The organism is Nocardia sp. NPDC006044 (assembly GCF_042871115.1).
Lineage (GTDB): Bacteria > Actinomycetota > Actinomycetes > Mycobacteriales > Mycobacteriaceae > Nocardia.
The window spans coordinates 1123830-1145874 of record NZ_JBIAID010000002.1 but is presented as its reverse complement, the minus strand read 5'-3'; the positions used below and the strand labels follow the sequence as shown (position 1 = coordinate 1145874).

Genomic DNA, 22045 nt, shown 5'->3' with positions numbered 1-22045 from the left:
TCGCCGGAACATCAGGAAGGGAGCGCCGAGAGGAAAGCCCGCGCGACGGATTCCAGTCCCGCCTGGTCGATTTCGTCGAACCGATCCGGCTTCGGGCTGTCGAGATCGAAGACACCGACGAGTTCGTCATTGTGCACCAGCGGAATAACGACCTCCGAACGCGTCTGCGCGTCACACGCGATATGCCCGGGAAACGCGTGCACATCGGGCACCAATTGGGTTTCCCGGGTCTGGGCCGCAGTTCCGCACACGCCCTTACCGAGGGCGATACGAACGCACGCGGGCTGACCCTGGAACGGCCCGACAACGAGCTCGTTTCCATCATAGAAATAGAACCCGACCCAATTCAGTCCGGGCAGCGCGTGGAATACCAGCGACGACAGGTTGGCGGCGTTGGCGACGCGGTCGTGCTCGCCCGCGACCAGCGCTTCCGCCTGCGCGACGAGCTGCTGGTACTGCTCGGTCCGGTCTCCGGTCAGATCGGCAACGGTGAACGACATGGCCCGAATGGTACGCCAGGGAAAACCCCTGTCTGCTCATTGATTCTCGCTGATCGCAACACTCACGAGGGCCACGTCACAGCCCGGATGATCCGAACATGACAACGCAGAATTCCGTTCCCCGTTCCCCCCGTTCGGCCGCGGTAATCGGTGCCGGCCAAACCGGCGTCACTGCGGCGTTAGGCTTGCTCGACGCCGGATTCGACGTAACCCTCTACAGCGAGCGCGATCAACGCGCGCTGCGCGACGACGTACCGGCCACCGGCACCGCCCTCGAATTCGGCATCACCCAGCAGGCCGAATCCGCGCTCGGACTGGACACCTACACCGCGCGGGCGCCGCGGCACTCCGGGCTCAGCGTCCGGATCGCCGGACCGGACCGCGCCGAATTGATCCAATTCGACGGCAATTTCGACGGCTATGCCGGTATCGCCGTCGATACCCGACTGAAGGCCGACGAACGGCTCACCGCGTTCCTGGAGCGCGGCGGACGGTTCGTTGTCGAGCCGGTGACCCCGGAATCCCTCGACCCGATCGCCGCCGCCAACGACCTCACCCTGGTCGCCACCGGCCGCGGCGGACTGTCCGACCTGTTCCCGATCGACCAGACGCGCACCCCGTACGACGCGCCGCAACGGTCGCTGCTCACCGTCACGGTGACCGGAATCGGTTACGGCAAAGACGTGTTCGCGCATCGCAGCCCGGCGGGCGGCGGGCACAGCGGCTTCTCCATCCTCGCCGAGCAGGGCGAGGCGTGGTGGGGCCCGTACCTGCACAAGGACGCGGGACCGAGCTGGGCGTTCCTCGGCTGGGCCAGGCCGGGCAGCGAATGGGAAACCCGCTTCGCCGCAGCGGATTCCGCCGAGTCCGCACACCGGATCGTGCAGGACCTCTATCGCGACTTCATCGATTGGGATCTGCCCGAGGTGCTGGCCACCGAGGTGATCGCCGACGACCCGCACTCCTGGTTGAAGGGCGCGGTGCGGCCGGTGGTCCGGGCCGGCGTCGGCCGGACGGCGGGCGGTCATGTGGTCGCCTCGCTCGGAGACACCTCGGCCGCCTATGACCCGATCGCGGGTCAGGGCGCGCAGAGCGGTTTGATCCAGGCGCAGCGGCTCGTCGCGGCGGCCGCGGTGCACGACGGCCCGTTCGACGAGGCGTGGCTCGGCGAGCAGTACGCGGGCTTCCTCGCGGTGCGCGGCGACGCCGCCAACAAGGTCACCCGGCTGTTCCTCGGCGACCCCGAGCTGGCCGACATCGGCAACACGTTGTTCGCGGCCGCGGCCGTCGAGCCCCAGTTCGCCGCCGCCCTGGTCGGCCTGCTGCATCACCCGCAGCCGTTCCTCGCGGTCGACTCGGTGGCCGCGGCACACGCCTTCATCACCAGCGTCACCGGCGAAGACGCGGAGGCACTGCTCGGCCGCTTCGCGCCTGCCGGAAAGTTCGACCGATCCACCTTCGCGAACACCCTCACCCACGCCTGAGACCCGAACATTCCCGGTACCGCGATCCGATCGCACAGATTCAAACCCTCGTGCCGGTCGGGTCGCGGTGCTGGAGTGGGAGGAGATCGACGGCTACCCCCGACCCCATGGAGCAAACAATGACCACGGAGCAGATCGCCGACGAGATCAAATTCGCCTACTGGGTGCCCAATGTCAGCGGGGGACTGGTCACCAGCGATATCGAACAGCGCACCGGCTGGGATTTCGAGTACAACAAGAAGCTGGCCCAGACCGCGGAGAACAACGGCTTCGACTACGCGTTGTCCCAGGTACGCTACACCGCCTCCTATGGCGCCGAATTCCAGCACGAGTCGACCTCGTTCAGCCTCGCGCTGCTCGGCGCGACCGAGCGGCTGAAGGTGATCGCGGCCATCCACCCCGGCCTCTGGCACCCGGCGGTGCTGGCGAAGTTCGGCGCCACCGCCGACCATCTGTCCAACGGCCGCTTCGCCATCAATGTCGTATCCGGTTGGTTCGCCGGTGAATTCACCGCGCTCGGCGAGCCGTGGCTCGAGCACGACGAACGGTACCGGCGCAGCGCCGAATTCCTCGAGGTGATCCGCAAGATCTGGACCGAGGACGACGTCAACTACGGCGGCGACTTCTACCGGATCCGGGACTTCACGCTGAAGCCGAAGCCGCTCAACACCCCTGAGCGCCCGAATCCCGAACTGTTCCAGGGCGGTAACTCGTCCGCGGCCCGGCGCAATGGCGGCCGCTACGCCGACTGGTACTTCTCCAACGGCAAGGACTTCGACGGCGTCACCGAACAGCTCGACGACCTGCGCGAGGTCGCCAGGGCGAACAAGCGCGAGGTGAAGTTCGGCCTGAACGGTTTCATCATCGCTCGCGATACCGAGAAGGAAGCACAGGACACCCTGCGCGAGATCGTCGAAAAGGCGAACAAGCCTGCGGTGGAGGGCTTCCGGGACGCGGTGCAGCAAGCCGGCGCGTCCACCAAGGACCGCAAGGGCATGTGGGCCGACTCGTCGTTCGAGGATCTCGTGCAGTACAACGACGGGTTCCGCACCAAGCTGATCGGCACGCCGGAACAGGTCGCCGAGCGCATCGTCGCCTACCGGGAGCTGGGCGTCGACCTGATTCTCGGTGGCTTCCTGCACTTTCAGGAGGAGGTCGAGTACTTCGGTGCGAAAGTGCTTCCGCTGGTTCGGGAGCTGGAGGCCGCGCGACGGCCGGTCGCGGCGGTTGGCTGATGACCGTCGCCGATGGTCGGCGCTCCCTGGCTTCAGCGTGGTCACCCTCCGGGGCCGTCGCGTTCGCCGCCGATCGGATCACCTCGGCAGCACAGGCGTTTTCGGTTGCGGAGCAGCTGGCGGCCGAGTTCGCATCGGGTGCGGCCGCCCGCGACCGTGACCGGATACTGCCGCACGAGCAGGTGCACCGGCTCGCGGCCGGCGGGCTGCTCGCCATCACCGTGCCCGCCGAGTACGGCGGCGCGGACCTGCCGCCGAGCGCGGTCGCGGAGGTGGTGCGCATCCTCGCGACCGCCGATCCGAATATCGCCCAGATTCCGCACAGCCACTTCGTTTACGTGAATCTGGTGCGGCTGGCCGGAACCGCCGAGCAGCGCAAGCGCTACTTCGCGCAGGTGCTCGACGGCGGGCGGATCGCCAACGCGCAGTCCGAGCGTGGCGGCGCGACGATCGCCGATATCGCCACCACGGTCCGCCCCGCCGGGAATCGGTTCCGCGTCGACGGGCGCAAGTTCTATTGCACCGGTTCGCTGTTCGCGAATCTGCTCGCCGTGCTGACCAGACTGGATGATCCCGACGGGAGCAGCGGGCTGGAGCCTGGGGAGTACATCGCTTATCTGCCAGCCGATTCCGCGGGCGTGCGGATCATCGATGACTGGAACGGCGTCGGCCAGCGCACCACCGGTAGCGGCACTGTCACCTTCGAGGAGGTGCTGGTCGAGCGGGATCAGTTGATCCGTCGTTCGGCCGCCGTGCAGGCGCCCACCGGTTACGGCGCGTTCGCGCAACTGCTGCACGCGGCCATCGATGCGGGGATCGCCAGGGGCGCGCTCGGCGCCGCGACGGAGTTCGTGCGCACGTCGAGTCGGCCGTGGTTCGAGGCGGGGGTCGCGCACGCCGCGGACGACCCCCTGGTGATCCAGCGGTTCGGCGAGCTGTCCGTCGCGGTGACCGCCGCCGAGGCGACCCTCGCCGCCGCCGGTATCGCCGTCGACGCGGCCACCGTGGGCGTTGCGCAACCCCCCGAACAGGGGCTTGCCGGATTCGAATCGCGTGGCACAGTGGAAGACAGCGAACAGGAGAATGCCGCCGGTCGGGCATCGCTGGCGGTTGCCGCGGCGAAGGTGCTTGCCGACCGAGCGGCCATCGAGGTGTCAAGTGCGCTGTTCGAAGTGGGCGGAACACGCAGTGCCGCAGCGGAGCTCAACCTGCATCACTTCTGGCGCAACGCGAGGACACATACCCTGCACGATCCGATCCGATGGAAGTACCAGCATCTCGGCCGTGCGCTGTTGCACGGTACCGCGCCACCGTTGCACGGCGTGATCTGACCGGGTTGCCGGTCGAAACAGCAAGTGATCGAAAAGGATACGAACAGTGACTGTGACGGTCGTAGTAGGCAATCCGAAGCCCGCCTCCCGCACCTTGACGGCGGCCACACTGGTCGCGAAGGGGCTGCGGCCCGAGGTGGAGCCCACCGTGATCGACCTGGTCGACTTCGGTGCCGCGCTGCTCGGCTGGGGTGATCCGGCGGTCGCGGCGGCGGTGCGCACCGTATCTGATTCGGAGCTGGTCGTTTTCGCGAGCCCGACCTTCAAAGCTACCTACACCGGGTTGCTGAAGCTGTTCCTCGAGCAATTCGATGGAGGTACCGGACTGGCGGGCGTGCTCGGTGTTCCGGTGATGCTCGGCGCTGGACCGGTCCACGCGCTGGCGCCGGACCTGCTGCTCAAGCCGGTCCTGGTCGAGTTGGGCGCCACCGCGGCGCTGCCCGGTCTGTACCTGTCCGATCGCACCTTTCAGGAAGACGGTGTGATCGAGCGCTACAGCGACCGCTGGCGCTCCGTCGCGCAGGCGCTCGCCGTCACCGCGGGGGTGCCGAACCATGCATGAGCTCTTCGAATTTCCCGCGGACGGCAGCGGACTACGCAGCGCGTTCGCCAATTTCCCCAGCGGAGTGGTCGCGGTGTGCGCCGAAATCGACGGCACGCCAGAGGGTCTTGCGGTGAGCACGTTCGTGCCGGTGTCGCTGGATCCGCCGCTGGTGTCGTTCTGCGTGCAGAATTCGTCTTCCACCTGGCCCAAGCTGGCCGCCGCCGGTCACCTCGGCCTGAGCCTGCTCGGCACCGATCAGCAGGAGGCCGCGCGGACGCTCGGTGCGCGCAACGGTGACCGGTTCCGCGGCACCACGCTGCACCGGGGGACCGGTGAGGCGGTCTTCATCGACGGTGCGTCCGCGTGGATCGAGGGCGTGCCGGAGGCGGAGGTGCCCGCGGGTGACCACGCGGTCGTCATCCTGCGGATCCATCGCATCGCCACCCGCACCGATGTCGATCCACTCGTGTTCCACGGCAGTCGATTTCGTCGGCTGGACGCGGAGGTCAGGGGACTCGCCGGGTGAGTCCGGTGCACCGGGCCCGATCGCGATAGCCGGCCTGCGCGATCGATCAGCCCTGGTCGAGGCGGTGGCCGGCGGGTGTGGCACACTGCGTTGACCCGAGGAGCCACCGATGCCCGCGATGACCTGGACCGAGGCCGATACCGTCCGATCTGCCCGCTGGCACTCCGAGAGCGCCACGCCCGCGCCGACCCGGATCGTGGTCGCCGACGACCGGATGACCGCCGAGAACGCATACCGCCTGGCCTGTGAGGGCACGGCGCTGCTGTGGCGCGGCGACTATCACAATGCTCGTCAGCTGCTCCAGGCAATGACTCGGCGCGTCGATCGGAAAGCGCCCGGGTCTGGTGATAGTCCGGCCGAGACGTTCCGTTTGCAGCGCCAGGCGCGCAATCATCGCGCGCGGGTGCTCGGGAAGCTGCTCGTTCAGCTCGAGGGCGATCACACGCTTGCGCTGCGTCGCGCGCCGGACGTGCGTCAAGTGTGTGACGACGTGTACGGACCATCCGGTGAGCCCATGCTGATCGCGCTCACCGAGTTGCTCGGTGTGCTCGGCGCGGCCCAGTGGCGGGAAAAGGGTGTGCGGATTCCGGCGCTGGACGCCCATATCTATCCGCACTACGGCGTGTTCTCGCCGATTCGTGGTGAGTACGTCGATCTGGTCGCGGGCACGCCCCTTCCGCGTACGCATCGCACCGCTTTCGACCTCGGTACCGGGACCGGAGTGCTGGCCGCGGTGCTCGCCCGTCGCGGTGCCGGTCACGTCGTCGGCACCGATGACAGTCCGCGCGCCCTGGTCTGCGCCCGCGAGAACATCGATCGGCTGGGCCTCGCCGGAACCGTAGACATCGTCGGTCCTGCCCTTTTCCCGGAAGGCCGCGCCGACCTGATCGTGTGCAACCCGCCGTGGCTACCGGCCCGGCCGACCTCCGCGATCGAGCACGGCGTGTACGACCAGGACAGCGGCATGCTTCGCGGTTTCCTCGCCGGTCTCGCCGAGCACCTCGAACCGAATGGTGAAGGCTGGCTCGTCCTGTCCGATCTGGCCGAACATCTCGGACTGCGGACCCGGGACGACCTGCTCGCCATGATCGACTCGGCCGGGCTGCACGTGATCGGCAAGAGCGATACGACGCCGCGGCACCCGCGTGCCCGGGACGCCTCCGACCCGCTGCATGCCGCTCGTGCGGCGGAGGTCACCTCGCTCTGGCGGCTGGTCGTCTCGCCGTAACGACGGGTGGCCGCTTGGTCGGCCCGTGTCGCCTCTCGGTGCCGCTGGATCAGGCTGCGGGACAGCTGGTTTGCGGGATGGTCAGGTTGATCAGGTATTGGTCGGCGGCGTTTGTCGTGCACGGGGAGCGGTCGTAGACGCCGTGGCCCCAGCCTTCGTAGGTCAGCAGGGTCGCATCCGGTGTGTTCTTCGCGACGCCCTCCGCCCATTCGTGCGGCGTCGCCGGGTCGTGCCGCGAGTTGATGATGAGCACCGGTGGCCCGTCCACGATCTGCGGGCGATGCGGCGGGTTCGCCGGCGGGATCGGCCAGCCGGAGCACAAAGAGCCTGCGCCCCAAGCGAAGTGGGCGCGTAGCGGTGCGGAGTTGGTGTTCTGCTCGCGCCACAGTCGAATCCACTGGTCCTGGTCCGCGATGTCGAAGTTCCAGTCCGAGCAGACGGTGATCTCCGGCATCGGCGCGGGTTTGCCTTGCGGCTGTGCCGTGGCAGGCGGCAGCGGGCTACCGGCGGGCTGGTCCGCCAGTACGCGCAGATCCGTTGCCAGGCGCGACCATTCGGGACGGTAGAGGCGCTGAACGATCTGGGCGTTCAGGTCGAACGCGCCGACTGGTTTGGTGGCATCGGCGGGGTCGCGCAGTTCGCCACGCGAAGCCTTGGCATATAAATCGTCGAAGATCTGGTCGACGTCCGTCCCATGCAGCGCGCACTGCTCATCCCGCGCACACCACTGCGTGAACCCGCCGAAAGTGTCCTTGCCCGCTCGTGCTTCGCTGGCGAGGAAGGCCCGGCCGTCCAAGCTGTGGTCGTCCACGCTGTCCAACAGCATGGCGCGCAAGTGTTTCGGGAACAGCTCGGCGTACGCCTGCGCGGGCATCGTGCCGTAAGACCGGCTGTACGTACTGATTCGGTCCACCCCGAGCGCCGACCGCACAGCTTCGACATCGCGCGCGATACTCACCGCATCGAGGTGATCCAGCAGCGCCCCCGTGTACTGCCGGCAGCTCGCCGCGAGATCCCTTGCATACGAATGCACTTCATCGATCCACCCACCCAGCTCCGGAATAACGTTGGGCCGGTACTTGACCAGCCCCGCATCGCACTGCACCGGATGACTCCGCTTCACCCCACGCGGATCGATACTGACAATATCGAACCGCCCCCGCAGCTCCGCGGAAAACTTCCCCCCTTTCAGAATCTCGTCCACCCCCGACGACCCCGGCCCGCCCGGCAGCGAAACCAACGTCCCCACCCTCCTCGCCGGATCGCCGGCCCGATCCCGCACCACCGCCACCTCGATCGTCTCCCCCTCCGGCCGCTCCCAATCCACCGGCACAGTGACTGTCCCACAATCGAATTCGGCCTTCTCCGGGCAAGGCCGCCAACTCAGCGAAGCGCCAGGCGTTCCTTCCGACGTACATCCGGCCAACACTCCCGAACCGAGCCCGGCGGCCAACCCCACAACCAATACAGTGCGACGAAACATGCCCCAGATCGTCGGCCCACCTCCCCCACCCCCACATCACCCCACCGAGCCACCCCACCTCCCCCTCCGGTACTGCCCACCGGGCTAAGACAAGAAAAAGCCCTGCACCAGAGTCTCTGGCCAGGGCTTTCACTACAAGAGCCGATGACGGGAATCGAACCCGCGCTGTCTGCTTGGGAAGCAGAAGTTCTACCATTGAACTACATCGGCAGACCGGTAAAGGTACTCGGGAGACTTTAGCAGAACCATCCACGAACCGGGAAAGGTCCTGGCAAATTCCCTTGACCTGCGCCGATGATCGGCTGTTGTGGTCGGCGGCGTCGGCGGTCTGCAACTGCCGCTCGCCACGCGACGAAGGTTGCGTTGGCCGTGCATCGGCCGACGGTAGGCCCCCTTGCGCCCCATCGCGGCCAGTCGTATGCTCCGCGGCGGGAGGGAGTTAGCCGCATCGTCGCACGCCGTCCTAGGTTTACAGACATGAAGCGCTATTGGGGAGGGATATCATGACCTTTTCGGCTCGGCCGGGTGATATTTATGGGATGGGTGATCTTTCTGCAACCTTGGCGCAGACGGTGCGTAATGCCACTATCCTTGCCAAAGCGCCGGTTGACTTTTCCTATAAAGGAGATGGGGCGTTCGACAATGCTGGCTTGATCGATGTTGTCGGCATCGATGACGCGGTGGCGATCTTCGGCTCCATGATGGCGTCTCGCCTCACCAGTCGGTCGGTTGATCTGGACGCGGTGGGGTACGAGCTGAAGCGAGCGTCTTGGCGCTACAGCTCCACAGATAGAAATTCGGCTGACAAGCTCGCGGATTCGCACTCAAAAATAGAAAATTACGGTGGCTATACCGGATACAACGTCGATCCGGTTACCGATGCGACCACGTTCTCGGCGGGTGATAACCCGGACGTCGATCTTCCGGCGCATCGGGAAAGCGATATAAGGTCGATCATCGATTCCAGTAAAGGGATCCTGACCGATATCGATAAGAATATCAAAGAGGTCACAGCTTGGCTGCATGACAACGTTGGCCTAGGTCCGGCCGGCGGCTGGAGTCCGCTGGAGCAGCTTATTGGTCCACTGGCCGGCAACTGGGCTGAGTTGGAGCGAGCGGGTGAATGTTTCAGCAAGGCAGGCGCTGCTGCCGAGACTCTGGCTTCGACGCTGAAAGCAGGTAACAGCCAGCTTGCCTCGAGTTGGACCGGCAAGGCGGCGGATGCCTACCAGGACCACGGGTTGCGGTTGGCCAACGCCATGGCATGGGAGGGGTCGATCGGCCGGATCGCGAAGGCAGTTCTCGATGCAACTTCTCAAGAAATCAAGGACGCCACCAAGACGCTCCTCGATTATGTAAATAAGAAAGTCAAAGAAGAGCTGATCGACAAAGGCCTGAAGGATGTCTTCGCGAAGGTGTCCACCTCGCTCATCCCCGGTGTGGGCTGGCTGTTCCGCGCCAAGGACCTCTACGACCTCGGTAAAGCAATCTGGGAAATCTATCAGCATGCGACTGAAACCCTCGATAAGATGAAGCAAGTCATCGCCGATGCGAAAGCGGTCATCGAGGCACTGCAGAATCCTCAAGACGCGGCAGCCAAAGAACTTCAAGGTAGAATCGATAAGCTAAAGGATAAATATAAGGTAGACGAGCGGAAGCGGCAACTAGAGCTCGGCATCGATATTATCAACGCCGCTGACGTAAGTAAGGTCACGAACGCGCCGAAGGATAAATATGCCGCGCCGACCGGAATGCAAGCTTGGGAGGACTGAATCATGCGAATCGACAAGAGCGACATACCACCCGGCGCGGAAGCCGCAGTGCGGCGGTTTCAGAATTCGCTAGCGGATCTGGAGACTCAGCGAAATCGTTTGCAGCGACTCGCCGAGGAGGATATGGAACCGTTCGCCGGCATTACCGAAACCCAGCTCAACTCCATGGCCAGGAAACCTGGCGCGTCGCCGCAATTGGCCGCTTGTGAGGTCGCAATCGCTCGTGGTGAGTACACCTGGCGCGATGTGGTGGAGGGAAGCAGGCCTCGACCCCCGGAAGTCGCCCGCCTGATCGAACAGGGCATTCCGTTCGGCTTCGCAACCGCCGGCAATCCGAGCAGTGGTGCGGTGATTCAGGATGATCGAACGGGCTATGACGAGCCGTACGACGACGAAGAGGAACTCGGCCCACCGAAGAGTTGGTTGGTGTAGACGATGAAGCGGATTGTCTCGGGCATGGGCATCTTGATGGTCGGCCTAGTGTTGCCGGGGTGCGGCAAAGATGTTGCGGCGGAGCAGGGTTGGCGGGATGTCGATCCGTGTTCGCTGGTCGATGCGGCGCAGGTGGAGGCGTTGTCCTACAACTCGGGCGGTGATGTGACTGCTCCGCAGCGTGTCGATCGGGCCAAGACGGCGGCGGCGGACGTCGACAGCATCGGTTGCCGCTGGGGCGATTACGTGACGGTGAGTCTGATCGATCGCAACTACGGGTCGGGTTCGCCGGTGCCGCGGATGGAGCCCGGCATGTTGCCGTCCGTGCGCACGATGGATGTTGCCGGAAAGTCGGCAGTGGTCACCGAGGAAAAAGGGGGCATCTGCAATGCCTCCGTTTTCTATAACGATGCCCGTCTGAGCGTGACGATCGCGCCCGCCACGTCCAAGCGGACAACCGCGTTGGACGACACTTCGACCGTCAGTTGCGATGCTCAGCAACCCTTGATCAAGTCAATCCTCGACCGAGTGAAACTTTCCTGATCAGGCGAGTGCCTCCTGAAGTGCTGCCATCCACGGCAACCAGCGGGGGTCGGGGCCGGCTGCGTCTTCCCAGATCATGTTGGTGCAGGTGTAGCCGACGGCGGTGCCGGATTCGGGGTGGGCGAAGCTGAGGCGGCCGCCGGTGCCGATGTGGCCGAAGGAGCCGTCGCCGAGCATGGCATGGGCGGGGCCGTTGATTTCGTAGCCGTTGGCGAAACGGTGGGTTATCGGCAGGATGTCCAGGGGCGCGGGGCCGCGGAGGCCGTCGGTTTGTGGTTGGCGGGCCCGATTGACGGAGTCGGGGGAGAGCAGGCGGATGCCGTCGACCTCGCCGATTGTCGCGGCGTATAGGCGGGCCAGTGCGCGGGCGTTGCCGATCGCGTTGCCTGCCGGGACCTCGGCGGCATGCCCTTCGCGGGTGTTGAGCAGCGCGACCCCGTCTTCCCTGGTCTCGACGGTCGCGAGGAGTGTGCGGATCACCGGTGCTTCGGTGTCGATTCCGATGTTGGCCAGGACCGATGCCACTTGCGCGGCGCTCGGCTGTACCTTGCGGCTGAACTGCGGAACGACGCGATGCTCCTCGGTTTCCGGCAGCCCGATCCACAGGCTCAATCCGAGCGGCTCGGCGATTTCGGCGGCGAGGAAGTCGCCGACGCCCTTGCCACTGACCCGCCGGATCAGCTCGCCGGCCAAATAACCCCAGGTGATGGAGTGGTAGTAGAACGCGGTGCCGGGCTGCCACAGCGGCGTCATCGCCGCGAGCGTCTCCGTGCACATCGCCCAGTCCGTCAGCTCGCGAGCCCCGATGCCTGCCGCCGGGTCGAAGCCGGGCAGTCCCGCCCGGTGCGCCAGCAGGTCGGCGACGGTGACGTCGGCTTTACCGCCCGCCGCGAACTCCGGCCAGTACTCGCGTACCGGCGCCGACAGCTCGAGCTGTCCCCGCTCGATCAACATGTGCACGCAGGTCGCGGTCACCCCCTTCGACACCGACATCAGCACCGACAGCGATTCCCCGTCCCACGCCATCCCGGACTCCGGATCCTGCCCGGTCCAGAGATCGACGACGGCGCGCCCATGCCGATAGACACAGAGCTGCGCCGCTCCCTCGTCGCCGCTCTGCGCCTGCGCGAACGCCGCACAAACCCCTTCGAACCCGCGCTCGATCAACCCGTCCACCACGACCATGCCTCCTCGACCAACTCCGGCGGGGCACCTCGAAACCTGCGAAACCCCCTCTACGCCAAGACATTATTAGATGAATCAGCCGACGGCTCGGACGGACCGGCTCGGCCGGATCCCGACTGTGTTCGTCACCAGATGGAGTTGGCGTCTTTCAGGGTCGGTCAGTGCGGGGACGAGCAGGGTCGGCATTCCGATGACGGCGGCGGCCCCGTCGCGGGTGAAACGGTCGCCGACCATGAGGGTTTGCTCCGCGGGGGCGTCGAGCTCCTTGAGCATCAGTTCGAAGATGGCTGGGTCGGGCTTCTGGATTCCACGCTCACCCGACAGCACGAAGGCGTCGATCGATGCGAGCAACCCCGCTGCGGCGAACTCCGGGCGAATATCGAAGTGGATATTGCTCAGAATGCCGATCTTGCAACCGTGATCGCGCAGCGCGGCGATGGTGTCCGCCGCGTCGGCGGCGAACGCGTTGTACGCCGGATCGGAATCCACCGCGAACAGTTCTTCGGCGAGGCACGTGTCGAGTCCAGCGTCCGCGAACACGGTGTCGAAGGTCTCTTTGTGCCGTTCGTAGCTGGTATTGCCGTGCGGGGACTGCAGCCGGTTCGGTTCGCCCGCGGCCGTCCGGATATCGCGCAGGAGCGTGCTGACCGCCGCGTCGCTGTGGTCGCGGTCGATCCGGCGGAGCGCCTCGCGGGCCCAGCCGTGCGGCGTCAGTTCCGAGACGAGGGTGCCCCGCCAGTCGAAGACGACCGCGCAGAGGTGTTCGGGGCATGGGTTGGGTGCAGGCACGAGGGTGAAGGCTAACGGTGCGGGCGCCGCGGCGCACCGGCTGGATCTCGTACGGCTAGCTACCGCTTGGCGACCCGATCCGGTCGCTCAGCGAGGTATCGGTAGGCGCCGAAGCAGAGAATCACCCAGAGCGCGCCGAGCGACCAGCCGCCGAGCACATCCGTCGACCAGTGAACCCCGAGGTAGATGCGGGAAAGACCCACTGCGGCAACGAATACGACGGCGGCGACGGCCGCGATCCAGCGGGCCGCCGGGCGCCGCAGCCGGGGGATCAGCAGAACGGCGAGGACGCCGATCACGACGATCGAACCGAGGCTGTGCCCGGACGGATAGGCGAAATTCGTTTTGACGACCAGATGATCGGCAATCGGCGGCCGCGGCCGGGCGATCAGGTTCTTGCCGCCGTCCACCAGCACCCAGGCGCCGAGGCCGGCGACGGTCATCAGTACGGCCTCCCGGCGATATCCGCGCAGGGCGAAGGCGACGACGGCGACCACCGCCACTATGGTCATCGCGACGGTGCCGCCGAGGTTGCTGATTATTTTCGCGAGGGGCGTCAGCGTGCCGTTGCGATGCGCGACGGCCCAGTCCGCGACCGGGGTGTCGATCGCGGTGAGTCCGTCCTTCCCGACGACGTTGCCGGTCAGTCCGACGGCGAAAACGGCGAGGAGGGCGGCCGGCACGGCCAGGACGTGGACCAGGTTCCAGCTCCGGCCCGGTGGGGAATTCATGGTCACCCATCCCACGATCCCATCCCGATGCTGAGGATTGGCTGAGGACTGCGCCGCGCGTCAGAACATGCTGTAGCCGCCGTCGATCAGCAAAGTGTCGCCGGTGTGGTACGAACTGGCCGGGCTCGCCAGGTACACCGCGACCGATTCGAAGTCGGTCGGCCGTCCCCACCGCTTCGCCGGGATGCGCGGCTGCACCCGATCGCGGAACCGGTCCCACCCGAAAACGCCGTCGGTCATGGGGGTTTCGACCCATCCGGGCAGCACCGAGTTGGCCCGGATGCCGTGCTTGCCGAGTTCGACGGCGATGGAGTTCATGACGGCGATCAACCCGGCCTTGCTCGCCGCGTACCCCTGTCCACGCGGAACGCCCTGGCGGGCAGCGAGACTGGCGGTGCCGACGAGGCTGCCGCCGTCGCCCTGCGCCACCATCACCTTTGCGGCCTCGCGCAGCGTGACGAACGCGGCGTCGAGGTTGATCGAGGTGATCCTGCGGAACTCGGCGAGGTCCATCTCCAGGAACGGCGTGACCCCCTGGGGCACGCCGGCATTGACGAAACACGAATCGATGCGGCCGAGCTCGTCGGCGGTCCGGGCGATGGTGTCGATCACCTGCTGCTCGTCGCCGACATCGCAGGACAGCGCGAGCACCCGGCCGCCGTAGGCCCGCAGGATGTCGGCGGCATCGGCATTGCGTTCGGGGTTGCGACCGACGATGCAGACGTCGGCGCCTGCCCGCGCGAGTCCGCGGGCGAAGCCGAGGCCGATGCCGGAGTTGCCGCCGGTGACGACGGACACGTGGCCGGTCAGATCGAACAGTGATGCCTCGGTCATGTGCTGATCCCTTCGGTCGCGGGCCGCATCGCCCGAACGAATGCGAGAGTATCGGCCTCGCTGACTCGTCGCGCGCCGAAAAGGCGCGCACCCGCGTAGCGCCTGCCGAGCGCGCACGAGCAGGCGCTACGCTGCTCGGCGTGCTGCTTTCCGATCGTGACATCCGTGCGGAGATCGCCGCTGGGCGTCTCGGCGTCGAGCCGCTCCTGGAGAGCCTGATCCAGCCGTCGAGCATCGACGTGCGGCTGGACGGGATGTTCCGGGTGTTCGACAACTCCCGCTACACCCACATCGATCCCGCGCAACGCCAGGACGAGCTGACCAGCCTGGTCGAGCCCGCGCCCGGCGAGCCGTTCGTGCTGCACCCCGGCGAGTTCGTGCTGGGCTCCACGCTCGAGGTGTGCTCGCTGCCGGACGATCTGGCCGGCCGCCTGGAGGGCAAGTCGAGTCTCGGCCGGCTCGGCCTGCTGACCCACTCGACCGCCGGTTTCATCGATCCCGGCTTCAGCGGGCACATCACGCTCGAGCTGTCGAACGTGGCGAACCTGCCGATCACCCTGTGGCCCGGCATGAAGATCGGCCAGCTGTGCCTGCTCCGGCTGACCAGCCCGGCCGAGCACCCGTACGGCAGCGCCATCGCGGGCTCGAAGTACCAGGGCCAACGCGGTCCGACGCCGTCGAAGTCGTACCTGAACTTCCCGTTGCCCGCCGAAGTGGTCGACGCCGCGGAATCGCGGTAGGTCATTTGCCGAGAGTGACTGCTAACCAGTCACTTCTGCGGCCTCCGTGGTCCCCGCACGCGTGCGCGTCCGCCGGAAGTACCGCCGACTCGTACCTGGTGCCCACAGCAAGGTCAGCACGACGATCGACAGCGCCCACCCGCCGATCAAGGCCAGATGCGCTCCGGCACTGGGAAACATCACCCACACGACGAACCGCCCGATGAATTGACCGCCCAGCAACACGGTGATGAGGATCCGCGCCCAGTTCTTGCCGCGCAGGACCGGCCACACCAGCGCGGCATAGAGCGGCGCGTGGATGAGATGGAAAACGGTGCCGACGTTCCAGCTGAACGGCGAGAGCACCAGGACGAGAACATGGTTGATCGCGTGAATGGCAATGCCGAGGGCGGCCATCCGCACGGTGATCGGTGCAGCGGACATCGTGGAGGTTCCTTCGCGGTCGGGTGCGAGGAACGCTACGGCGCGCCGATCGCCGCGGTATTGGACGAATAGGACATGCTCAGCCGAGCAGCCGGCCCGGTGACGTCCCGGCGAAGCGCCGGAAGTCCCGGATCAGATGCGATTGGTCGTAGTAGCCGAAATCGTCAGCGAGACGGCACATGTCGTGCCGGGGATCCTGCGTCAACGCGGTGAGTGCCGCCGAGAAGCGCAGCAGCGAACCGTAGTCCTTCGGTGGGAGCCCGACCTGTTCGGCGAACCGTCGCCGGAAATGTCGCGCACTCCAACCGCTTTCGGCCGCGAGCCGAGCGATCGGCAGCATCCCTTCCGACCGCCGCAGTTCCCGGACGGCGTGCGTGATCGCCCGGTCCGCGTTGTCGTCCGCGGATCGCGTCCGGAGATAGTCGGCCACCAGCGTGAATCGTTCACTCCACGTGGGTGTCTCGGCGAGCCGTTCGGCCAGTCGTCGCACCGCCTGGCCGTGCAACTGTGTGAGTTCCACCGCCCCGTTGCGCAATTCGTCCATCGGCACCCCGAGCAGCCGCCGCGCGGCCAGTGGATCGAGTTGCACCTGCACGCTGCGCATCCGCCCGGCGTGCCCGGCCGTCCCCGCCCGGTCGTGTAACCCGACGACCAGCGCGGTGGGGTCCAGACTGCGCCCCTCGAACGTGCCTTCCAGCGCGAACACGATCTTCACCGTCCCGCCGGGAATCTTCCTGCGCCGCACCGGTTCCGGCTCCAGCACATCGAACCCGAAGCAGCGCACCACATCCAGGCCCGCGAAAGCGGCGGCCGACGCGGGAACGACCTGGTGCGCACGCACCTGGTACGTCCCACGCAGGTCGCTCAGCCGATCGCTCCCCATCGCTCCACACTAGAGCGGCTTCCTCGCCTTGACTCGCTCCAGCGTGCGATAGCTGACCGGACCGGCCGAGTGACACCGGTCCGAGTCCGCCCCGTCGACTGCCGAAAATAGGGGCGGACTCGGCCCGGTCCGGCACCGGGCGGCAACGGGAACCGATCGCGGCGCGTGATCAGTCCCCGCCACCCGCTCCCACCGCCAGCGCCGTCGTGATGATGACGGATAGCGGTGGCAGCGTGTCGCCGCGTCTCGGCGGGGATACCCAGAAGCACCCTTCCCGGGTCCACCGTCCGAGGCCGGTCGGCAACATCACGGCACTGCCGATGGCGGGAATGCCGATATCGAGGCGATTGAGCACCTCCAATACCTGCGTTCCCGGCCGACTGTCCGGTTCGGCGAGAAAGCTCCACCGGATCTGCCTGGCCAGCATGGGCCCCCTGGTCCCTTGCTGATCCAGTGCGCCCCGCACCTTTTCGGCACGGGCGGTCGGCAAGTGGACGACGCAGACGCGGCTGGTGATCGGCAGCATGACGAACCCGCCACGCTCCGCTACCGGTAGCCCGAACTCATGCCGGTAGAACGCCACCCAATCGTCGACAGTCCTGAGTTTCTCCACATTCACGGCGAACTCCTTGCCTCCCGCCCTCAAGGGTCCAGGGCTCGGGCCCGATGCGGTATTGCCCGCACGCCCGCCTTCTGCTGCCCTTCCGCTGCCTCTGGGAAGCGGTGTCGTTTCGGATGACTCTGATACCAGCTCTATTTCGTATGTGGCCGTGCTCACAAACCCCTCGTACCCTGGGAAAGAGTTCGTTCGGAAGGGATGACATCGTGGTCCGGCAATGGTCAGGTAAAGAGGCCCGTGCCCTTCGCGATGCCAAACGCATGAGCATCCGGCAGTTCGCGGCCCACCTCGGGGTGCACGAACGCCTGGTGTCGAAGTGGGAGGCCGGCGGCGTCCGGGTCCATCCACGTCCGATCAACCAAGCCGCTCTCGATACCTCCCTGGCCAGGTCGGACGACGTTGTGCGAGCACGGTTTGCGGCAATGGTCGATCAGCCGCCGGCTGATCGGCCGACCGCACCGGAGTTCGACGCGCCCGCCGATTCCTCGGCGCGCGCCCAATATTCGAGCGACGCGGACCTTTTGGCTCTCATAGACGCCGGTGCGATGAGAGGTGATGCGTTAGCAGAGATTTCGGAGAGGGATCTGATCATGGCGGCTGCCCATGAGGCCAGCGAGCACGCCGGCCAGGCGGAGAGCACGAATGTGGGTGCGACCACCTTGGAACAGCTCGACGCCGATGTGACCCGCATCGCGAACGACTATGTGCATGTCCCCCCGGTGCCCATGATGGTCGAGATGTTGCGGGTGCGACGCCGGGTCTACCGGCTGCTGGAGGGACATCAGCGCCCGGCGGATACCAGCCACCTGTACCTGGTGGCGGGCACCCTGTCGGGTCTGCTCGCCAATGCCAGTACCGACCTCGGCTACTACGACGCGGCGGGTGAACAGATCAGAGCGGCGTGGGCCTACTCGGAATTGTGCGAGCACAACGGGTTACGGGCATGGACCCGGGGCATGCACGCGCTCATCGAATACTGGTCGGAGCGACCGCGGCGCGGGGTGCTGCTGGCGCAGAGCGGCCAGGAGTTCGCGGAATCGGCGACGGCGAAGGTGCGGTTGCTCAATATCGAGGCCAGGATCTGGTCGAAGCTCGGCAGTTCGGCCGAAGCGGACCGCTGCATCCGCGCCGCCGACGATGCCCGCGAGGTGGCCGGGACCGACACGCTGCACGACGAAGTGGGCGGCGTGTTCGGCTTCAACGCGGCGAAGGCCCAGTACTACGCCGGTGCGACCTACATTCACCTCGGGCTGGCGGCGCCCGCGCTCGCCGCCACGCAGCGGGCCATCGAGCTGTACTCGAGCGGCCCGTCCGAGCAGCGGTCGTACGGCGCCGAGTCGCTGGCGCGCGTGGATTGCGCGGCCGCGCACCTGATCAACGGCAGCTTGGAGGGCGCCGCCGAAGCGCTGAGCCCCGTGCTCGGGCTTGCCGAGGACAAGCGCATCGCCCCGCTGGAGGAGCGACTGACCGGGGTGCGCAGGCGGATCGCCGGTCCGGACTTCCGGGACGTGATCGAGGCGCGCTCCCTGGACGAGCGAATCGAGGAATTCTGCGGCGCGACGGCCGCGAAAGGGATACCGCCTGGCAACCCCGCTTCCTGAGGTCCTCGTCACAATGGCCGATAAGCGGGCCGACACGCTTGCGTTGTGCCAGTGAAATGCGGGCAATTGGTACCGAGCGGGGCTATATCCGGTTGCGGCGAGTGGCACCATAGGACGGGTGAGCCCAAGTCATCTACCGCATCGCCCGCCGCGCGTTCTGGAGCAGTCCACGAAGCTGCAGAATGTCGTCTACGAGATTCGTGGACCGGTACACGCGCAGGCGGCACGGCTGGAGGCAGAGGGTCACCGGATCCTCAAGCTCAACATCGGCAACCCCGCGCCGTTCGGGTTCGAGGCCCCCGACGTGATCATGCGCGACATCATCGCGGCGCTTCCGTATGCGCAGGGCTACTCCGAATCCAAGGGCATCCTGTCCGCCCGGCGGGCCATCGTCACCCGCTACGAACTGGTACCCGGCTTCCCGGAACTCGACGTGGACAGCGTGTACCTCGGCAACGGCGTCTCCGAGCTGATCACCATCACCATGCAGGCCCTGCTCGACAATGGTGACGAGGTGCTGATCCCGGCGCCGGACTATCCGCTGTGGACCGCGATGACGAGTTTGGCCGGCGGCACGCCGGTGCACTATCTGTGCGACGAGTCCAGCGACTGGCAGCCCGACATCGCCGATATCGAATCGAAGATCACCGACAAAACCAAGGCGCTTTTGGTGATCAATCCGAATAATCCGACCGGCGCCGTATATTCTGCGGAAATTCTCCAGCAACTCGCCGATATCGCGCGTAAGCACCAGCTGCTGCTGCTCGCCGACGAGATCTACGACAAGATCCTCTACGACGACGCGAAGCACATTTCGCTGGCCTCGGTGGCGCCAGATCTGTTGTGCCTCACGTTCAACGGGCTGTCCAAGGCGTACCGGGTGGCGGGGTATCGCGCGGGGTGGCTGGCCATCACCGGCCCGAAGGATCACGCATCCGGTCTGCTGGAGGGTATCGACCTGCTCGCCTCGTCCAGGCTGTGCCCGAATGTGCCTGCGCAGCATGCGATTCAGGTCGCGCTCGGCGGCCATCAGAGCATCGAGGATCTGATCCTGCCCGGCGGGCGGTTGCTGGAGCAGCGCGACGTCGCGTGGGAGCGGCTGAACATGATTCCCGGTGTGTCGTGTGTGAAGCCGAAGGGTGCGCTCTACGCGTTCCCCCGGCTGGATCCGAATGTCCATGAGATCCATGACGATTCGAAGCTGATCCTGGATCTGCTGTTGCAGGAGAAGATCTTGATGGTGCAGGGGACCGGCTTCAACTGGCCCGACCATGATCATCTGCGGATCGTCACGCTGCCGTGGGCCAGGGACCTCGCGGTGGCCATCGAGCGTTTCGGCAACTTCCTGTCGAGCTATCGGCAATAGTCTGTAGAACGGTCCTACCGTCTGAGTCGCCCCGCTTATAGCTCTTAAACCGACCGAATGTATGGATATACGCGAAGTTTGGAGACTAGCTAGCGCATTAGAAGTACTTTTGTGTACAGTAGGACTCGGCACTTTCGAGTGCCCGGCCGGGTTGCCTACCCCCCTGGGTTAACCCGGTCTCGGGTTCGGCCGCCTACCCCCCTGGGCCGCCGGCCTGTGGGCGGCGGAGACATCCCCCTGCTCTCCGCCGCCCCCTCCGAACCCTTTTCCGGCCTCCGAGCCGACTCCGGCCTGCCTTTCCGGTCGCCACCCCGCTTTTGAAAATGAAATCCTTTAAGCTCTGCTGCGGGCAGCCGACTCGGGCTGAACAGCGCCGTTCCTGCCCGCTGGGAACCACCCAGCGATTTTCCACGGACAGGGTAGGAGCCCCGCGCAGCCATGACCGAGCATCACCATCACCACGATCACTCCGGTCCGATCGCGATCGGTGACAACGCCGCCCGCGTCGTCGTCGGGTTGCTCACCGTCATCGGCGTCATCGTGCTGGTCGGCGCGGTCCTGCTGTGGCCGAGCAAACAGCACATCGACATTCCGCTGCCGATGCAGAACGCCGGCGGCGGCGCCGTGCAGACCGAGGCGGGCACCGTGGTCCTGCAAGACATCGGCCCGTGCGGCAGCCCCTCGATCGGCAAGGTGTTCGCGGACAAGCCGACCGCGCCGCCGGTCAACGCCTACACCTGCCAGCGCAGCGTGATCGACATCGAGTCCGGGCCGCACCAGGGCAACCGGACGCTGCTCGAAATCCCGCCCGGCCCAGGCCAACCCGATCTGCACGCGGGTGACAAGCTCCGGCTGGTGCGGCAGGCCGATCCGAGCGGCACCCCGATGTACTCGTTCGAAGATTATTCGCGCGGCCTGCCGCTGCTGCTGATCGTGGCGGTGTTCGTCGTGGTGATCGTGGTGGTGGCGCGCTGGCGCGGACTGCGCGCGCTACTCGGGCTGGTGTTCGCCTTCGCGGTGCTGGTGATGTTCCTGCTGCCCGCGCTGCTGGACGGCAAGCCGGCGATTCCGGTCGCGCTGGTCTCGGGCGCGCTGATCCTCTATGCCGTGCTGTACCTCGCGCACGGGGTGAATCTGCGCACGAGTTCGGCGTTGCTCGGCACCTTGACCTCGATGATCGTCGCGGCGGTGCTGTCCTGGGTGGCCATCAAGATGACCCATCTGACCGGGCTGTCCGAGGAGCAGAACACCAACGTCGCCACCTATATCGAGCACGTCAGCATCACCGGGTTGCTGCTGGCCGGGTTCATCATCGGCTCGCTCGGTGTGCTCAACGACGTCACCATCACTCAGGCGTCGGCCGCGTTCGAGCTGGCGGCGATCGACGAGTCGGCCACTCGGCGTGAGGTTTTCACCGCGGCCATGCGCGTCGGGCGGGACCACATCGCGAGCACCGTGTACACCCTGGTGCTGGCCTACGCCGGTGGCGCGTTGCCGCTGCTGATGTTGTTCAGCGTCGCCGGGCGGTCCATTCGCGATGTGCTGACCGGAGACGCGGTGGCTATCGAGATCGCTCGTTCGTCGGTCGGCGGTATCGCGCTCGCCCTGTCGGTCCCGCTGACCACCGCCATCGCGGTCGTCCTCGCCAAGCCGTTCGGCAAGCGTGAGCACGTCGAGCCTCAGCGTCGAGCCCGGCACGCGCGCGGCTGATTCGAGTCCCGTCTTTCGCCGCATGCCTTCTGATTTCCCGCACCGAGAATCGCATGCGATTTCCGGTGCGGAACATCAGAAGGCGC

The 22045-nt window shown here is 66.2% G+C and carries 22 protein-coding genes and 1 tRNA gene; 13 read left to right on the top strand and 10 right to left on the bottom strand.

Going from position 1 to position 22045, the window contains the following annotated elements; translation table 11 throughout:
* Positions 1-11 precede the first annotated feature (11 nt).
* Positions 12-500 (bottom strand): GAF domain-containing protein, encoded by a 489-nt coding sequence (locus ACFYO1_RS22795; RefSeq protein WP_387234250.1) that lies wholly within the window; start codon positions 498-500, stop codon positions 12-14.
* Positions 501-598: 98 nt separating this feature from the next.
* On the opposite strand from ACFYO1_RS22795, the gene ACFYO1_RS22790 reads away from it, so the two are divergent.
* The 6 genes from ACFYO1_RS22790 (at position 599) to ACFYO1_RS22765 (ending at position 6848) form a co-directional block, all read left to right on the top strand.
* Entirely contained in the window at positions 599-1984 is a 1386-nt protein-coding gene (locus ACFYO1_RS22790) for a styrene monooxygenase/indole monooxygenase family protein (RefSeq protein WP_387234247.1), read from the top strand.
* A 119-nt stretch (positions 1985-2103) separates the two neighbouring features.
* Complete coding sequence (gene sfnG / locus ACFYO1_RS22785; protein WP_387234245.1) at positions 2104-3219, top strand: dimethylsulfone monooxygenase SfnG; 1116 nt, start codon at positions 2104-2106, stop codon at positions 3217-3219.
* Entirely contained in the window at positions 3219-4550 is a 1332-nt protein-coding gene (locus ACFYO1_RS22780) for an SfnB family sulfur acquisition oxidoreductase (protein ID WP_387234242.1), read from the top strand. The genes sfnG and ACFYO1_RS22780 overlap by 1 nt, the downstream gene beginning before the upstream one ends.
* A 46-nt stretch (positions 4551-4596) precedes the next feature.
* Entirely contained in the window at positions 4597-5112 is a 516-nt protein-coding gene (locus tag ACFYO1_RS22775) for an NADPH-dependent FMN reductase (protein WP_387234239.1), read from the top strand.
* Positions 5105-5620, top strand: a complete 516-nt coding sequence (locus ACFYO1_RS22770) for a flavin reductase family protein (RefSeq protein ID WP_387234236.1) — start codon at positions 5105-5107, stop codon at positions 5618-5620. The genes ACFYO1_RS22775 and ACFYO1_RS22770 overlap by 8 nt, the downstream gene beginning before the upstream one ends.
* A gap of 109 nt (positions 5621-5729) precedes the next feature.
* Entirely contained in the window at positions 5730-6848 is a 1119-nt protein-coding gene (locus ACFYO1_RS22765) for a methyltransferase (RefSeq protein ID WP_387234232.1), read from the top strand.
* 49 nt (positions 6849-6897) lie between these two features.
* On the opposite strand, the gene ACFYO1_RS22760 is transcribed toward ACFYO1_RS22765, so the two are convergent.
* Both ACFYO1_RS22760 and ACFYO1_RS22755 read right to left on the bottom strand, forming a co-directional pair.
* Entirely contained in the window at positions 6898-8181 is a 1284-nt protein-coding gene (locus ACFYO1_RS22760; RefSeq protein WP_387234229.1) for an alpha/beta hydrolase, read from the bottom strand.
* A 289-nt stretch (positions 8182-8470) separates the two neighbouring features.
* Positions 8471-8541 (bottom strand) — tRNA-Gly (locus ACFYO1_RS22755).
* A gap of 293 nt (positions 8542-8834) precedes the next feature.
* Between ACFYO1_RS22755 and ACFYO1_RS22750 the strand changes: the two genes are divergently transcribed.
* The 3 genes from ACFYO1_RS22750 to ACFYO1_RS22740 are packed head-to-tail and all read left to right on the top strand — an operon-like array spanning position 8835 to position 11078.
* A complete protein-coding gene (locus ACFYO1_RS22750) occupies positions 8835-10103 on the top strand; it encodes a hypothetical protein (protein WP_387234226.1) in 1269 nt (422 codons plus the stop codon).
* A 3-nt stretch (positions 10104-10106) separates the two neighbouring features.
* Positions 10107-10535: a hypothetical protein gene (locus ACFYO1_RS22745; RefSeq protein ID WP_387234223.1), complete on the top strand. Its 429-nt coding sequence runs from the start codon at positions 10107-10109 to the stop codon at positions 10533-10535.
* Between the two features lie 3 nt (positions 10536-10538).
* A complete protein-coding gene (locus ACFYO1_RS22740) occupies positions 10539-11078 on the top strand; it encodes a hypothetical protein (RefSeq protein WP_387234220.1) in 540 nt (179 codons plus the stop codon).
* Here ACFYO1_RS22740 and ACFYO1_RS22735 read toward each other — a convergent pair whose 3' ends face one another.
* The 4 genes from ACFYO1_RS22735 to ACFYO1_RS22720 form a co-directional block, all read right to left on the bottom strand.
* Entirely contained in the window at positions 11079-12263 is a 1185-nt protein-coding gene (locus ACFYO1_RS22735) for a serine hydrolase domain-containing protein (protein ID WP_387234217.1), read from the bottom strand.
* A 75-nt stretch (positions 12264-12338) separates the two neighbouring features.
* Entirely contained in the window at positions 12339-13052 is a 714-nt protein-coding gene (locus ACFYO1_RS22730; RefSeq protein ID WP_387234214.1) for an HAD family hydrolase, read from the bottom strand.
* 59 nt (positions 13053-13111) lie between these two features.
* Positions 13112-13783, bottom strand: a complete 672-nt coding sequence (locus ACFYO1_RS22725) for a phosphatase PAP2 family protein (RefSeq protein ID WP_387235324.1) — start codon at positions 13781-13783, stop codon at positions 13112-13114.
* Between the two features lie 60 nt (positions 13784-13843).
* On the bottom strand, positions 13844-14617 hold the full coding sequence (locus tag ACFYO1_RS22720; protein WP_387234212.1) for an SDR family NAD(P)-dependent oxidoreductase: 774 nt from the start codon (positions 14615-14617) through the stop codon (positions 13844-13846).
* Between the two features lie 140 nt (positions 14618-14757).
* Here ACFYO1_RS22720 and dcd point away from each other — a divergent pair, with 140 nt between their 5' ends.
* Positions 14758-15357: a dCTP deaminase gene (gene dcd, locus ACFYO1_RS22715; protein ID WP_150400135.1), complete on the top strand. Its 600-nt coding sequence runs from the start codon at positions 14758-14760 to the stop codon at positions 15355-15357.
* 21 nt (positions 15358-15378) lie between these two features.
* Here dcd and ACFYO1_RS22710 read toward each other — a convergent pair whose 3' ends face one another.
* From ACFYO1_RS22710 to ACFYO1_RS22700, 3 genes are all read right to left on the bottom strand, one after another.
* Positions 15379-15780, bottom strand: a complete 402-nt coding sequence (locus ACFYO1_RS22710) for a hypothetical protein (protein ID WP_387234208.1) — start codon at positions 15778-15780, stop codon at positions 15379-15381.
* Between the two features lie 79 nt (positions 15781-15859).
* The gene (locus tag ACFYO1_RS22705; protein ID WP_387234205.1) at positions 15860-16663 is read right to left on the bottom strand and encodes a helix-turn-helix domain-containing protein; all 804 of its coding nucleotides are present in this window, start codon (positions 16661-16663) and stop codon (positions 15860-15862) included.
* A gap of 169 nt (positions 16664-16832) precedes the next feature.
* Positions 16833-17282: a hypothetical protein gene (locus ACFYO1_RS22700; RefSeq protein WP_387234203.1), complete on the bottom strand. Its 450-nt coding sequence runs from the start codon at positions 17280-17282 to the stop codon at positions 16833-16835.
* Between the two features lie 590 nt (positions 17283-17872).
* On the opposite strand from ACFYO1_RS22700, the gene ACFYO1_RS22695 reads away from it, so the two are divergent.
* The 3 genes from ACFYO1_RS22695 (at position 17873) to ACFYO1_RS22685 (ending at position 21959) form a co-directional block, all read left to right on the top strand.
* Positions 17873-18883, top strand: coding sequence for an XRE family transcriptional regulator (locus tag ACFYO1_RS22695; RefSeq protein WP_378722887.1), 1011 nt, complete (start codon positions 17873-17875; stop codon positions 18881-18883).
* 109 nt (positions 18884-18992) lie between these two features.
* On the top strand, positions 18993-20249 hold the full coding sequence (locus ACFYO1_RS22690) for a pyridoxal phosphate-dependent aminotransferase (RefSeq protein WP_387235321.1): 1257 nt from the start codon (positions 18993-18995) through the stop codon (positions 20247-20249).
* 438 nt (positions 20250-20687) lie between these two features.
* Complete coding sequence (locus ACFYO1_RS22685; RefSeq protein ID WP_387234200.1) at positions 20688-21959, top strand: YibE/F family protein; 1272 nt, start codon at positions 20688-20690, stop codon at positions 21957-21959.
* The last annotated feature ends 86 nt before the right edge of the window (positions 21960-22045 follow it).

What these genes read in the sequence shown, in the direction of transcription:
- ACFYO1_RS22795 (WP_387234250.1), bottom strand. Translation starts at nt 500, where the DNA reads ATGTCGTTCACCGTTGCCGATCTGACCGGAGACCGGACCGAGCAGTAC.
- ACFYO1_RS22790 (WP_387234247.1), top strand. Translation starts at nt 599, where the DNA reads ATGACAACGCAGAATTCCGTTCCCCGTTCCCCCCGTTCGGCCGCGGTA.
- sfnG (WP_387234245.1), top strand. Translation starts at nt 2,104, where the DNA reads ATGACCACGGAGCAGATCGCCGACGAGATCAAATTCGCCTACTGGGTG.
- ACFYO1_RS22780 (WP_387234242.1), top strand. Translation starts at nt 3,219, where the DNA reads ATGACCGTCGCCGATGGTCGGCGCTCCCTGGCTTCAGCGTGGTCACCC.
- ACFYO1_RS22770 (WP_387234236.1), top strand. Translation starts at nt 5,105, where the DNA reads ATGCATGAGCTCTTCGAATTTCCCGCGGACGGCAGCGGACTACGCAGC.
- ACFYO1_RS22765 (WP_387234232.1), top strand. Translation starts at nt 5,730, where the DNA reads ATGCCCGCGATGACCTGGACCGAGGCCGATACCGTCCGATCTGCCCGC.
- ACFYO1_RS22750 (WP_387234226.1), top strand. Translation starts at nt 8,835, where the DNA reads ATGACCTTTTCGGCTCGGCCGGGTGATATTTATGGGATGGGTGATCTT.
- ACFYO1_RS22745 (WP_387234223.1), top strand. Translation starts at nt 10,107, where the DNA reads ATGCGAATCGACAAGAGCGACATACCACCCGGCGCGGAAGCCGCAGTG.
- ACFYO1_RS22740 (WP_387234220.1), top strand. Translation starts at nt 10,539, where the DNA reads ATGAAGCGGATTGTCTCGGGCATGGGCATCTTGATGGTCGGCCTAGTG.
- ACFYO1_RS22735 (WP_387234217.1), bottom strand. Translation starts at nt 12,263, where the DNA reads ATGGTCGTGGTGGACGGGTTGATCGAGCGCGGGTTCGAAGGGGTTTGT.
- ACFYO1_RS22725 (WP_387235324.1), bottom strand. Translation starts at nt 13,783, where the DNA reads ATGAATTCCCCACCGGGCCGGAGCTGGAACCTGGTCCACGTCCTGGCC.
- ACFYO1_RS22720 (WP_387234212.1), bottom strand. Translation starts at nt 14,617, where the DNA reads ATGACCGAGGCATCACTGTTCGATCTGACCGGCCACGTGTCCGTCGTC.
- ACFYO1_RS22710 (WP_387234208.1), bottom strand. Translation starts at nt 15,780, where the DNA reads ATGTCCGCTGCACCGATCACCGTGCGGATGGCCGCCCTCGGCATTGCC.
- ACFYO1_RS22705 (WP_387234205.1), bottom strand. Translation starts at nt 16,663, where the DNA reads ATGGGGAGCGATCGGCTGAGCGACCTGCGTGGGACGTACCAGGTGCGT.
- ACFYO1_RS22695 (WP_378722887.1), top strand. Translation starts at nt 17,873, where the DNA reads ATGGCGGCTGCCCATGAGGCCAGCGAGCACGCCGGCCAGGCGGAGAGC.
- ACFYO1_RS22685 (WP_387234200.1), top strand. Translation starts at nt 20,688, where the DNA reads ATGACCGAGCATCACCATCACCACGATCACTCCGGTCCGATCGCGATC.